Origin of the sequence: Corynebacterium incognita (assembly GCF_014217255.1) — a bacterium.
In the GTDB taxonomy this organism is placed as follows: Bacteria; Actinomycetota; Actinomycetes; order Mycobacteriales; family Mycobacteriaceae; genus Corynebacterium; species Corynebacterium incognitum.
The window spans coordinates 1,483,722-1,497,467 of record NZ_CP059404.1 but is presented as its reverse complement, the minus strand read 5'-3'; the positions used below and the strand labels follow the sequence as shown (position 1 = coordinate 1,497,467).

Sequence of the window (13,746 nt, the reverse complement as noted above, 5' to 3'; positions counted from 1 at the left end):
TAGCGACTTACGGAAGGCGTATAGTTGCACTACGAAACAAACCTACGCGCGCGAAACTTACGGGAAGGTAATGATGTCCGCTTTCGAAACCAAGGCCTGGCTGCAGTATTACCCGGACTGGGCAGACGCGCAGTTGCCGTACGGTGAGACCACGCTGTTGGACGTCTACGAGGAGAACCTCACCCGCAACGCGGACAAGCCAGCCACCTATTTCTTCGGCCGCCAAATGACCTTCGGCGACATCGACGTCCAGGTGCGCCGCGCCGCCGCCGGCCTGAAGGCTTTCGGCGTGCGCCCCGGCGACCGCGTGGCCATCTTGCTCCCCAACTGCCCACAACACATCATCGCGTTCTATGCGGTGCTCAAGCTCGGCGCCATCGTCGTGGAGCACAACCCGCTATACACCGCGCACGAGCTCGAAGGGCCCTTCCGCAACCATGGGGCCCGCATTGCGATTGTGTGGGACAAGGCGGCACCGACCGTCGAGAAGCTTCGTGAGGACACTGCACTGGAGACCATCGTCTCCGTCAACATGGTGGACGCGATGCCCCGCCTGCAGCGCGTTGCCCTGCGCCTGCCGGTGCCACAGCTGCGCAAGATGCGCGCGCAATTAACTGGCGACGCCCCGAACACCGTGCCGTGGGACGCCCTCACCTCGCAGGCCATCGGCGGCCTGGGCCGCAACCTGGCCTCCCCGGAGGACATCACCAAGGACACCACCGCGGTCATCCTGTATACCTCCGGCACCACCGGCGCACCGAAGGGCGCGGAGCTCAGTCACGGCAACCTGTACGCCAACATCGTGCAGGGTAAGGCCTGGGTCAAGGGGCTGGGCGATCAGCCCGAGCGGATGCTGGCGGCCCTGCCGCTGTTCCACGCCTACGGGCTCACATTCTCTGCCACCCTGGCTTTCCTCATCGGCGGCGAGCTCATTTTGCTGCCCGCACCGAAGATGGACCTGGTCATGAACGTGCAGAAGAAGCACCCGATTACCTGGATCCCGGGTGTTCCCACCTTGTACGAGAAGATCATTGAGGCCGCGCGCGAGAAGAACGTGGATCTCTCCAGCGTCCGCAACTCCTTCTCCGGCGCCGCGTCCCTGCCGGAGGCCACCGTGGCGGACTGGGAATCCATGGCCGGCGGGCTCCTGGTGGAGGGCTACGGCCTCACGGAGTGCTCCCCGATCCTGGTGGGCAACCCCATGACCACCGACCGCCGCCCGGGCTATATCGGCGTGCCCTTCCCGGATACCGAAGTGCGGATCGCCAACCCGGAGAACCTGGACGAGACCATGCCGGACGGCGAGGCCGGCGAGCTGGTGGCGCGCGCCCCGCAGATTTCCAAGGGCTACTTCAATGACCCGGAGGCCACGGCGGAGGTCTTCCACAACGGCTGGTTCCGCACCGGCGACATGGCGATCATGGAGCCGGACGGCTACATCAAGATCGTCTCCCGCATCAAGGAGCTCATCATCACCGGCGGCTTTAATGTCTACCCCGGCGAGGTGGAATCCGCGATGCTGGCGCACCCGGACATTGAGGAAATCGCCGTGGTGGGCCGCCCCCGCAAGGACGGTTCCGAGGACGTCGTGGCGTGCGTGACGCTTCGCGACGGCGCGGCTCTGGACCCGGAGGCCTTGAAGGATTACGCCCGCGAGAAGCTCACCCGCTACAAGGTGCCGCGCACCTTCTACCACTTCGAATCCCTGGCCAAGGACCAGTTGGGCAAGATCCGCCGCCGCGAGGTGCAGGCGGACTTGCTGGAGCGCATGGGCGAAAACTAGCGCCTTATCGTGGGCTCGGTCCCCGATTGTGGATAAACTTTGTTTGGATAACGAAATTTCTTGTATCGGAGGCACCCCATGACGAGCCCAGCAGAATCTGGCGCACACCCTAGCCACGCGGCGTCGACCAAGGCCTGGCTAGAGCACTACGCCGAATGGACCCCACACACCCTGGACTACGGCGACAACACACTTCTCGACGTCTATGACCAGAACCTGGTCAAGAACGCCGACAAGCCGGCCACGTGGTTCTTTGGCCGCCGCCAGACCTACCGCGAGCTGGACCAGCAGGTCCGCGCTGCCGCGGCGGGCCTACGCGCCTTCGGTATCCGCCCGGGCGACAAGGTAGCCATCGTGCTGCCGAACTGCCCGCAGCACATCGCGGCGTTCTACGCGGTGCAGAAGCTCGGCGCGGTCGTCGTGGAGCACAATCCGCTCTACACCGCACCGGAGCTGGAGGGCCTGTTCAAGGACCACGGCGCGCGGGTGGCGATTTCCTGGGACAAGACCGCGCCGACGTTGGAGAAGCTGCGCGGCGTCACGAACCTGGAGACCATCATCTCCGTCAACATGATTGAGGCGATGCCGCGCATGCAGCAGCTCCTGCTGCGCATCCCGGTCCCGCAGATTACTGAAAAGCGCGACCAGCTCACGGGCAAGGCGCCGAACACGGTGAGCTGGAACTCGCTCATCTCCCCCGCGATCGGCGGCGACGGCGAGGGCTTCCAGCCGGCAGCGGACATCACGCCGGACGACACCGCGATCATCATGTACACCTCGGGCACCACGGGCAAACCCAAGGGCGCGGAGCTCAGCCACGGCAACGTCTTTGCCAACGCCCACATGGGCAAGCACTGGGTCCCGGGCCTGGGCACGACCGACGAGCGCATGCTGGGCGCCCTGCCGATGTTCCACGCCTACGGGCTCACGCTCATCGGCGTGCTCGCGGTCTACATCGGCGGCGAGATCATCTTGCTGCCGGCACCGAAGATGGAGCTCATCATGCCGGTCATGAAGAAGCACACCCCGACCTGGGTGCCGGGCGTGCCCACCTTGTACAACAAGATCATCGAAGCCGCCCAGGAGAAGGGCGTGGAGCTCAAGGGCATCCGCAACGCCCTGTCCGGCGCGGCGACGCTGCCGGTGTCCACGGTGGAGGAATGGGAGGCACTCACCCACGGCAACCTGGTGGAAGGCTACGGCCTGACGGAGACGTCCCCGGTGGCCATTGGGAACCCGATGGACGGCGGGCGCCGCCCGGGCTATATTGGCCTGCCCTTCCCGGATACCGAGGTACGCATCGTGGACCCGAAGGACCCGGACACGGTCATGCCGGACGGCACGGAGGGCGAGCTGCTCATCCGCGGCCCGCAGGTATTCAAGGGCTATCTCAACAACCCGGAGGCCACCGCGGAGTCCTTCCACAAGAACTGGTTCCGCACGGGCGACATGGCGGTTATGGAAGAAGATGGCTTCATTCGCCTGGTCTCCCGCCTCAAGGAGGTCATCATCACCGGCGGCTTCAACGTCTACCCGGCGGAGGTGGAAGAGGTCATGCGAACACACCCGGACATCGTGGACGTGGCCGTGGTGGGCCGCCCGCGCGAGGATGGTTCGGAGGACGTGGTCGCCTGCATTACGCTGCGCGACGGCGCGGCGCTGGAGCCGGAGAAGATGAAGGAATTCGCGCGCAACAATCTGACCCGCTACAAGGTCCCGCGCACCTTCTACCACTTCGAGCACCTCGCCCAGGATCAGCTGGGCAAGATCCGCCGCCGCGAGGTGCAGGCGGAGCTGCTCGAGCTACTCAAGGACGGCAACGGGCACCAGGCGCAGGCTTAAATACTCCACATCCTCACCGAGGAGCACAGCTTGTTACCCACTGCGGCGTGATGACACCGATGACCATCGCGCCTCTCTGCGCAGGACGGACAGCGGCGCAAATCCGCGCGGAATCACTACTATGCATACCGCTCACAATGCGGGCGCTCACGGCACGAGCAACAAGGCGCCTACCTGGTTCAGCCCAGATATCACAACTGTGGATTTATGAAAATGAAATTAGCCTCAGATTGGCTCAAAGAATTTCTATACATCGTAGTCGAAGTAGAAACGCCCAGCGGGACATCCCTCGCAGGGTTTGAAACCATCTTTCAGCCTTAGGGAACTTTCCAAAAATACTCGGTCGAATATGAAAATGTCCACGACTTATGGGTATACGACATTGCTGGCGAATCAATTCTTGACAAACTGGATTTTGAGAATTCGGATCACATCACGTGGTTACGAGAAAATCGGGAAAATTTCGCGCCCTCTACCTGCCGGGACTTGCTCGTTTTCACTTCTGGATCAGATCACATATGGGTGCGTGACCAAAGGTAGACCGTTAAGACACGGTGATATAGGAACTTGTCCGGAGATAGCCCGAACTCACCAACAAGCCGCGGAAAACAATGGCTCGGAGCTCGAGAAACAGCACGCATAATCGCTTGATATTGATGAACCATTCCGCTTCTTTGACACGTGATCCAAGGTTCAAGCTGGAGTAGATGTTCCTCTCCCTGGCGCAGTCGCGCAGCTCGCCTGCCCCGGCCGGGGGCAGCGAGAAAAATTCTTACCTCGCCACAACCTACTGAGCCGTAACTTACTGTATCGTAGGTCGGGTATGTGTTTGTCCTAGAAACTATCTGCCGGATGGTGAGTTCTGGGGCGGCGCTTCGCACGTAACCGACGTACACGTAAAAAGGTGACCTAAGAAATCATGACTCTGACACCGCTCACGCAGCTCTCCTCCGCCGGCTCCGCGCCGGCCATCCTGTTCGCGGGACAAGGCTCGGCCTGGCAGCGCGCCATCGTCGACGGCGCCGCCACCAACCGCGGCGCAGCCGACCTCACCGCACTGCTCACACAGGCCCGCACTACCACCGGACCGGTGGCACGCACGATCGCCTCCACCACGCCGGGCGTGTTCGAGCGCCTGGAGGAGCTCGCCGGCACCAGCGCCGACAAGAACCCGGAGGCCACAGTGGCCGACACCTTCCCCGCGATCTCTATCCCGGGCATCGTCTTGGGGCAGATCGCCGCGCTCAACCAGCTGCGCGAGCTCGGCCTCAAGGTCGAGGACGCCGAGCTCATCGGACACTCCCAGGGCGTGCTCGGCGTCTTCGCGGCCACCGCGCCAGACAAAGCGCTGAGCCTCGCCGTACTCATGGGCACCGCCGCCGCGGTCGTCCACGGCGCGAGCGACAACCGCTCCCACATGCTGGCGGTGCGCGGCCTGGACCGCGAGGACGTCGAGAAGCACCTGGCCGGCGACGCCGCCATCGCCGTCACCAACGGCCGCCGCGCCTTCGTCGTGGCCGGCGCCCCGGAGTCCCTGGAGCGCACCCAGTCCGCGCTGCAGAACTTCGCCGAGGCCCACAACGAGGCCCTCGAGTCCGCCGAATTCGGCGGTTCCGATCTCAGCCCGCGTTTCGACTCCCTGCCCGTCGCGCTGCCCTTCCACCACAAGAGCCTGCGCGCCGCCGCGGACCTCACCGTGGACTACGCACAGCGCTGCGGCCTGGACACCACCCGTGCCCGCGAGCTTGCCGACGCCGTGCTGGTCAACCACCACGACTGGCTCGCGGTCGTCGCCACGCTGGACGCCGAGTACCTGCTCGCGCTCGATAGCTCCCTGGCGCGGTTGACCTCCCCGCTGCTCGTAGGCACCGCGAAGGCGCTCGTGCCCGCGGCCACCGCCGCCGAGCGCGACGAGCTGGCCACCCCCGGCGCGCAACTGCCCGAGCGCCGCGACTGGTCCCGCTTCGCCCCGCGCCTGGTCACCCTGCCGGACGGCAAGACCTACACCCAGACCCGCTTCTCCGCGGCCACGGGCTTCTCCCCCATCATGCTCGGCGGCATGACGCCGACCACCGCGGACGCCGACATCGTCGCCGCGGCAGCCAACGCCGGCTACTGGACCGAGCTGGCCGGCGGCGGCATGTACTCCGACGAGGTGTTCACCGGGCACAAGGATCGTCTAGAAGCCCAGCTGGAGCCGGGCCGCACCGCGCAGTTCAACACCATGTTCTTCGACCGCTTCCTGTGGAACCTGCAGTTCGGCCAGGCCCGCATCGTACCCAAGGCGCGCGCGGCCGGGGCGTCGTTGAGCGGCGTCACCGTCTCCGCCGGCATCCCGGAGGTCGACGAGGCCACGGAGCTGCTGGCGCAGCTGCACGAGGACGGTTTCCCCTATATTGCCTTCAAGCCGGGCACGTCCAAGCAGATCCGCGACACCCTGAAGATCGCGGCGGCCAACCCGGAGACGCTCATCATCATGCAGGTCGAGGACGGCCATGCGGGCGGCCACCACTCCTGGACCGAACTTGATGACATGCTGCAGGACACCTACGCGGAGGTCCGCGAGCACGACAACATCCTGCTCACCGTAGGCGGCGGCATCTACTCCCCGGAGCGCGCGGCCACCTACATCACCGGCTCCTGGGCGCATAAGTACGGCCTGCCGGATACGCCTGTCGACGCCGTGTTCATCGGCACCGTCGCCATGGCCGCCAAGGAGGCCAAGGCCACCGATTCCGTCAAGGAGCTGCTGGTGAACACCCCGGGTATCTCCTACGACGACAACAACGGCTGGGTAGGCCGCGGCACCGGCAAAAACGGCGTCGCCTCCTCCCAGTCGCACCTGCTGGCTGATATCCACGACCTGGACAACTCTTTCGCGGCGGCGTCCCGCCTGATTACGTCCATGCCTTTAGAGGACTACGAGCCGCGCCGCGACGAGATCATCGCCGCGCTGGCCAAGACCTCGAAGCCATTCTTCGGCGACGTGGAGACCATGACGTACGCCGAGTGGGTCAACAAGTTCGTGGAGTTGGCTTATCCGTTCGCCGATCCGACGTGGGATGACCGCTTCCTGGACCTGCTGCACCGCGTGGAGGCCCGCCTGGCGGACGCCGACCACGGCGAGATCGAGACGCTGTTCGCCTCCGTGGACGAGGTGGCCGACGCCCCGGCCGCGGCCGCCCGCCTGCTAGAGGCCTACCCGGAGGCGCACCGCCTCACCGTCTCCCCGCGCGACGCCGCGTGGTGGATCAAGCTGCACTACAAGCACGTCAAGCCCATGCCGTGGGTCCCTGCCATCGACGGTGATCTGAAGACCTGGTTTGGCAAGGACACCCTGTGGCAGGCGCAGGACGAGCGCTACACCGCGGACCAGGTGCGCATCATCCCGGGCCCGGTGGCCGTCGCGGGTATCACGAAGAAGAACGAGCCCATCGCGGAGCTGTTGGGGCGCTTCGAGTCCGGTGCCACCCAGGCGCTTGCCGACGCCGGGGTGCAGCCGGAGTCGCGCTACTCCCGCCTGGCAGACGCCGCGGACGAGGAGGCCTTCATTCGCAACAGCCCGCACATCGTGTGGCACGGCCACCTCATGGCCAACCCTGCGCACGTGATGGAAAGCGACGCCTTTGACCTGGTGCGCGACGAATCCGGCTGGTCCATCCGCATCAACGCCGACTCCTACTGGGACAACCTGCCCGAAGACCAGCGCCCGTTCTACGTGCGCGAGGTGACCGTGCCGCTGGATCTGCCATCAGGCGCGGGCACCGGCGCCTGCCCGGTGGTCTCCGACGAGCGCCTCCCCGATTCCGTCTTTGCGCTGCTCGAGGGCCTGGCGGGCGTGGGTTCGGTGAGCGAGAACGGCGACCACATCGAGTCCATGCCGCGCATCATCGAAGGCTCCCAGTCTGCGGACGCGCCGTTCGGCGTGGCCGAGTACTCGTTCACCTTCCCGGCATCCCTGCTGTCCGCCCACACCAACGTCACCGGCGCGGGCCTGGGCGAGTCCGTGAGCGAGAAGGCCGGCGACCTACCGGTGGGCACCCCTGACGTGCTGGTGGGCCCATGCTGGCCGGCCATCTACACCGCACTCGGCTCCGGCTTGCTGGAGGACGGCTACCCCGTCATCGAGGGCCTGCTCAACGCGGTGCACCTCAACCACGTGGTGGACGTGCGCGTGCCGCTGCACGAGCTTGCCGACGGCCGCACCATCGACGTCACCTCCAAGTGCACCGCCATCGACGAGTCTGTCTCCGGGCGCATCGTCACCGTGGAACTGGAGCTGCGTAGCGGGGACGAGATCGTCGCCACGCAGATGCAGCGCTTCGCCATCCGCGGCCGTGCCCAGGGCACCGCGGTGCCGACCCCGGCCCCGGAGTTCGGCGGCGGTAAGTCCTCGACCAAGATCGTGGACACCCCGCGCTCCTTCATCGACCGCGCCGAGGTCACCGCGCCGAGCGACATGACGCCGTTCGCGCTAGTCTCCGGCGACTACAACCCGATCCACACCTCCACCAACGCCGCGCAGCTGGTGAACCTGTCCGCGCCGCTGGTCCACGGCATGTGGCTGTCCGCCACCGCCCAGCACCTGGCCGCCAAGCACGGCACCGTGGTGGGCTGGACCTACTCCATGTACGGCATGGTGCAACTGAACGACGTCGTGGAGATCACCGTCGAGCGCGTTGGCCGCAAGGGCATCCACGCGGCCCTGGAGGTCACCTGCCGCATCGACGGCGAGGTCGTCTCCGTCGGCCAGGCGCTGCTCGCACAGCCCAAGACCGCCTACATCTACCCAGGCCAGGGCATCCAGGCCGAGGGCATGGGCGCGGGCGACCGCGACGCTTCCGCTGCAGCGCGCGAAATCTGGCGCCGCGCGGACGCGCACACCCGGGACGCTTTGGGCTTCTCCATCCGCCAGATCATCGACGAGAACCCGACCGAACTCACCGTGCGCGGCACCACCTTCCGCCACCCGAACGGCGTGCTGCACCTGACGCAATTCACGCAGGTGGCGCTGGCTGTCGTGGCGTACGCGCAGACCGAGCGCCTGCGAGAAGCTGACGCAATCGCTTCCGGGGCCATGTACGCCGGCCACTCGCTGGGTGAGTACACCGCGCTGGCATCGCTAGCGAATATCTTTGACCTGGAAGCGGTCATCGACGTGGTCTACTCCCGCGGTTCCGCCATGGGCTCCCTGGTACCACGCGACGAGCACGGCAACTCCAACTACGCCATGGGCGCGCTGCGTCCGAACATGATCGGCGTGGGCGCGGACGACGTGCAGGGCTACGTCGACGGCGTGGCCGCCGAGACCGGTGAGTTCCTGGAAATCGTCAACTACAACATCCCGGGCCAGCAGTACTCCATCGCGGGTACCAAGGCAGGGCTTAAGGCCCTGCAGGCCAAGGCCGCGGCGGTGCACGAGCGCGCGTTCGTCATGGTGCCGGGCATCGACGTGCCGTTCCACTCCGCGGTCCTGCACCCCGGCGTGGAGGACTTCGCGGGCAAGCTGGACGCCCTGCTGCCGCGCGAGTTGGACCTGGATGCACTCGTCGGCCGCTACGTGCCGAACCTGGTGGCCCGCCCGTTCGAGCTGACCCAAGACTTCATCGACGCCATCCTGGAGGTCGCGCCGTCCGAGCGCCTGCGCGGCGTCACCGCCACCGACATGGACGACCAAGAACTGGCCCGTCTCCTCATGATCGAGCTGCTGTCCTGGCAGTTCGCGTCCCCGGTGCGCTGGATTGAGACCCAGAAGGTGCTTCTCGACGCCGTGGATCAGCTCGTCGAGGTCGGCCTCGCCGCCTCCCCGACGCTGACCAACATGGCCAAGCGCACCATGTCCGCATTGCGCTCGACGAACGGCTCGCAGGCCGGGGTCGAGCTGCCGGTGTTCAACGTCGAGCGCGACCAAGACCAGGTCATGCTCGCCGACGTCACCGCCGCACCCGCCGCTCCAGAAGCAGCGGCCGACGGCGACTCCGAGGCCGGGGACACCCCGAACGCCCCAGAAACCCCAGACAACCCAGAAGCGGGTGGGGTGACCGAGGCCACTGCCCCGGCGGAGCCTGCGGCTACTCCAGCGGCTGCGTCGGCTCCCGCGGCCGGCGGCTCCGGCGCTGACGCCCCAGCCCTGCCGTTCAAGGCGGCGCAGGCCATCATGGTGCTGTTTGCCTTCCAGAACAAGATCCGCATCGAGCAGATCGCGGACTCCGATACCGTCGAAGAGCTCACCAACGGTGTGTCCTCGCGCCGCAACCAGCTGCTCATGGACATGTCAGCCGAGCTCGGCGTCTCCGCTATTGATGGCGCCGCGGACGCGGACGTTGCCACGCTGCGCGAGCGCGTCAACGCCGCCGCCCCGAGCTACGCGCCGTTCGGCAGCGTGCTGGGCGAGGCCATCACCGCACGCCTGCGCCAGCTCACCGGCCCGACCGGCGTCAAGCCCGCCCACATCGGCGAGCGCGTCACCGGCGCCTGGGGCCTAGACGCGTCCTGGGTCTCCCACGTCGAGGCCGAGATCCTGTTGGGCACCCGCGACGAGGACTCCGTCCGCGGCGGCAGCCTCGCCACCATCCCGACCGGCGCCACCAGCAAGAAGGACCTCGACGCGCTCATCGACGCCGCCGTCGAGCAGGTCGCGGCCGCCCACGGCGTGTCTGTCTCCCTCAACGCCGGCGGTTCCGGCGCAGGCGGTGCCGTCGTGGACTCCGCGGCCCTCGACGCCTTCGCCGCCACCGTCACCGGCGAGGACGGCGTGCTGGCCACCGCGGCCCGCACCGTCCTGGACCAGCTCGGCCTGACCCCCGAGGTCCCGGAGCAGGAGCTGCCGGACACCGAACTCTTCGACGCCGTCGAAGCCGAACTCGGCGCCGGCTGGCTGAAGACGGTCACCCCGTCCTTCGACGCCAAGCGCGCCGTGCTGTTCGACGACCGCTGGGCCTCCGCCCGCGAGGACCTCGCCCGCGTCGCCCTGGGTGAGACCGAGCTGCCCGCCACCCGCTTCACTGGCACCGGCGACACCATCGCCCGCCAGGCGCAATGGTGGGCGACGCAACGCCCCGAGCAGGCCACCGCACTCAACGAGATTGCTGCCGCCGCGCAGCAGACCCCGGGCCTGGAATTCGTCGACGACGTCGCACTGGTCACCGGTGCAGCCCCGGGTTCCATCGCCACCGCGTTGGTCGAGCGCCTGCTCGAAGGCGGCGCGACCGTCATCATGACCGCCTCCCGCGTCAGCCAGTCGCGGAAGGAATTCGCCCGCACGCTCTACGCCCGCCACGCCGCCCCCGGCGCGGCCCTGTGGCTGGTGCCCGCCAACCTCACCAGCTTCCGCGACGTCGACGCGCTCATCGACTGGATCGGCACCGAGCAGAAGGAATCCGTGGGCAACGAGGTGAAGATCCTCAAGCCGGCGCTCACCCCGACACTCGCCTTCCCATTCGCCGCCCCGAGCGTGTCCGGCGCACTTGCCGACGCCGGCCCCGCCGCCGAGAACCAGGCCCGCCTGCTGCTCTGGTCCGTCGAGCGCACCATCGCGGGTCTCTCCGAGCTGGCGCAACGCGACGTCGACACGCGCTGCCACGTGGTGCTGCCGGGTTCCCCGAACCGCGGCATGTTCGGCGGCGACGGCGCCTACGGCGAGACCAAGGCCGCCCTCGACGCCATCCTGGCCAAGTGGTCCGCCGAAGCCGGCTGGCCGCAGGGCGTCACCCTGGCCCAAGCCACCATCGGCTGGGTCGCCGGTACCAACCTCATGGGCGGCAACGACGCCCTCATCCCAGCCGCCGAGCAGGCCGGCATCCACGTCTGGGACCCGGAAGAAATCTCCGACAAGCTCATCTCCCTGGCTTCCCGACGCTCCCGTGAGGCCGCCGCCACCGAGCCCCTCACCCTGGATCTCACTGGCGGCCTCGGCAGCAGCCCGGTCTCCATCTCTGCGCTCGCCGCGTCGCTCGATGAGGCGGACGCTGCGGCAGAAGAGGCGTCGGAAAGCCCGGCGCAGATCCGCGCCCTGCCGAGCCCGGTCCAGCCGGTACAACCAGAACGCATCGAGGTGGGCGAGGTCACCACGAAGCTTGCGGACATGGTGGTCATCGCCGGTGTCGGCGAGGTGTCCTCCTGGGGCTCCGGCCGCACCCGCTTCGAGGCCGAGCACGGCCTGCAACGCGACGGCACCGTGGAACTCACCGCCGCCGGCGTGCTCGAGCTGGCCTGGATGACCGGACTCATCACCTGGGCCGAGGATCCGCAGCCGGGTTGGTACGACGCCGAAGGCACCGAGATCGCCGAGGAAGACATCTACGACCGCTTCCGCGACGAGGTCGTCGCCCGCGCCGGCGTGCGCCCCCTCACCGACAAGTACCACCTCGTGGACCAGGGCTCAATCGACCTGACCACCGTGTTCCTGGACCGCGACATCACCTTCACCGTGGCCACCGAGGCCGAGGCGCGCGACATCCTCGACGCCGACCCGGAGATGACGCGCATCCACGAAGAAGACGGCGAATGGGTAGTCACCCGACTTCAGGGCGCGACCGCCAAGGTGCCGCGCAAGGCAACGCTCACCCGCACCGTGGCCGCGCAGATGCCGGACGACTTCGACGCCTCCAAGTGGGGCATCCCCGCCAATATGCTCGACTCGCTCGACCGCATGGCGGTGTGGAACCTCGTCACGGCCGTCGATGCGTTCACCCAGGCTGGCTTCAGCCCCGTGGAACTGCTGCAGGCCATCCACCCGGGCCAGGTGGCAACCACCCAGGGCACCGGCATCGGCGGCATGGAATCCCTGCACAAGGTGTTCGTGACCCGCTTCCTCGGTGAGGAACGCCCGTCCGACATCCTGCAGGAAGCGCTGCCAAACGTCATCGCGGCGCACACCATGCAGTCCCTGGTGGGCGGCTACGGCTCCATGATCCACCCGATTGGCGCCTGCGCGACCGCCGCGGTCTCCATCGAGGAGGGCGTAGACAAGATTGCCCTGGGCAAGGCCGACGTCGTGGTCGCCGGCGGCATCGACGACGTCCAGGTGGAATCCCTGACCGGCTTCGGCGACATGAACGCCACCGCCGAGACGAAGAAGATGACCGACCAGGGCATCGACGACCGCTTCATCTCGCGCGCCAACGACCGCCGCCGCGGCGGCTTCCTCGAAGGCGAAGGCGGCGGCACCGTGCTGCTGGTGCGTGGCTCCCTGGCCGCCGATTTGAGCCTGCCGGTCTACGGCGTGGTGGCGCACGCGGCATCGTATGGCGACGGCGCGCACACCTCCATCCCGGCGCCGGGCCTCGGCGCGCTCGGGGCCGGACGCGGCCGCGAGAACTCCCCGCTGGCCCGTGGCCTGCGCGGGCTGGGGCTGACGCCAAACGACGTCTCGGTCCTGTCCAAGCACGACACCTCCACCAACGCCAACGACCCGAACGAGTCCGAGCTGCACTCCATCCTGTGGCCGGCCATCGGGCGGGACGCTGACCAGCCAATGTTCGTGGTCTCCCAGAAGACGCTGACCGGCCACTCCAAGGCGGGTGCGGCGCTGTTCCAGACGGGCGGCATCATCGACATCTTCCGCACCGGCGTGGTGCCGGCGAACGTGTCGCTGGACTGCGTGGACCCGCTCATCGAGCCGAAGGCCAAGAATCTCGTTTGGCTGCGCAGCCCGCTCAACCTCGGCGCAGCAGGCAAGCCGGTGAAGGCGGCGGCGCTGACGTCGCTGGGCTTCGGCCACGTCTCGGCGCTCATCGCCTACGCGCACCCGGGCGTCTTTGAGGCCGCCGTCGCGCAGCAGCGCGGCGAGGACGCAGCACAGACCTGGCGCGAGCAGGCCAACGAGCGACTGCGCCGCGGCGCGGCCCGCTTCGAGGCCGGCATGGTGGGCCGCACGGCACTGTTCGAGACCATCGAATCCCGTCGCCTGCCCGCCGCCAGCGGCACGGTGACCATCGACGGCTATGGCGCCGTGGACGCCGACAAAGCAGCGGAAATCAACATGCTCCTCGGCGACGACGTCCGCCTGACCGCCGACGGAACGTACCCCGCTATCGACTAAACCCCATAGCGGGTGGGACGCCGCCGCCCCCGGCGCCTTCGCTTCGCGCGGTGGTGCCGGGGGCAGCGTACTTGTCTAG

At 67.4% G+C, this 13,746-nt stretch carries 3 protein-coding genes; all 3 read left to right on the top strand.

Going from position 1 to position 13,746, the window contains the following annotated elements; all coding sequences use genetic code 11:
* Positions 1 to 73 precede the first annotated feature (73 nt).
* The 3 genes from H0194_RS06915 (at position 74) to H0194_RS06905 (ending at position 13,667) form a co-directional block, all read left to right on the top strand.
* Positions 74 to 1,783, top strand: a complete 1,710-nt coding sequence (locus tag H0194_RS06915; RefSeq protein WP_185175210.1) for a long-chain-fatty-acid--CoA ligase — start codon at positions 74 to 76, stop codon at positions 1,781 to 1,783.
* 78 nt (positions 1,784 to 1,861) lie between these two features.
* Entirely contained in the window at positions 1,862 to 3,625 is a 1,764-nt protein-coding gene (locus H0194_RS06910) for a long-chain-fatty-acid--CoA ligase (protein WP_185175209.1), read from the top strand.
* Positions 3,626 to 4,544: 919 nt separating this feature from the next.
* The gene (locus tag H0194_RS06905) at positions 4,545 to 13,667 is read left to right on the top strand and encodes a type I polyketide synthase (protein ID WP_185175208.1); all 9,123 of its coding nucleotides are present in this window, start codon (positions 4,545 to 4,547) and stop codon (positions 13,665 to 13,667) included.
* Positions 13,668 to 13,746: the final 79 nt, after the last annotated feature.

Excerpts from the sequence above, each read along its gene's own strand:
- H0194_RS06905 (WP_185175208.1), top strand. The coding sequence starts at position 4,545 with ATGACTCTGACACCGCTCACGCAGCTCTCCTCCGCCGGCTCCGCGCCG.
- H0194_RS06910 (WP_185175209.1), top strand. The coding sequence starts at position 1,862 with ATGACGAGCCCAGCAGAATCTGGCGCACACCCTAGCCACGCGGCGTCG.
- H0194_RS06915 (WP_185175210.1), top strand. The coding sequence starts at position 74 with ATGTCCGCTTTCGAAACCAAGGCCTGGCTGCAGTATTACCCGGACTGG.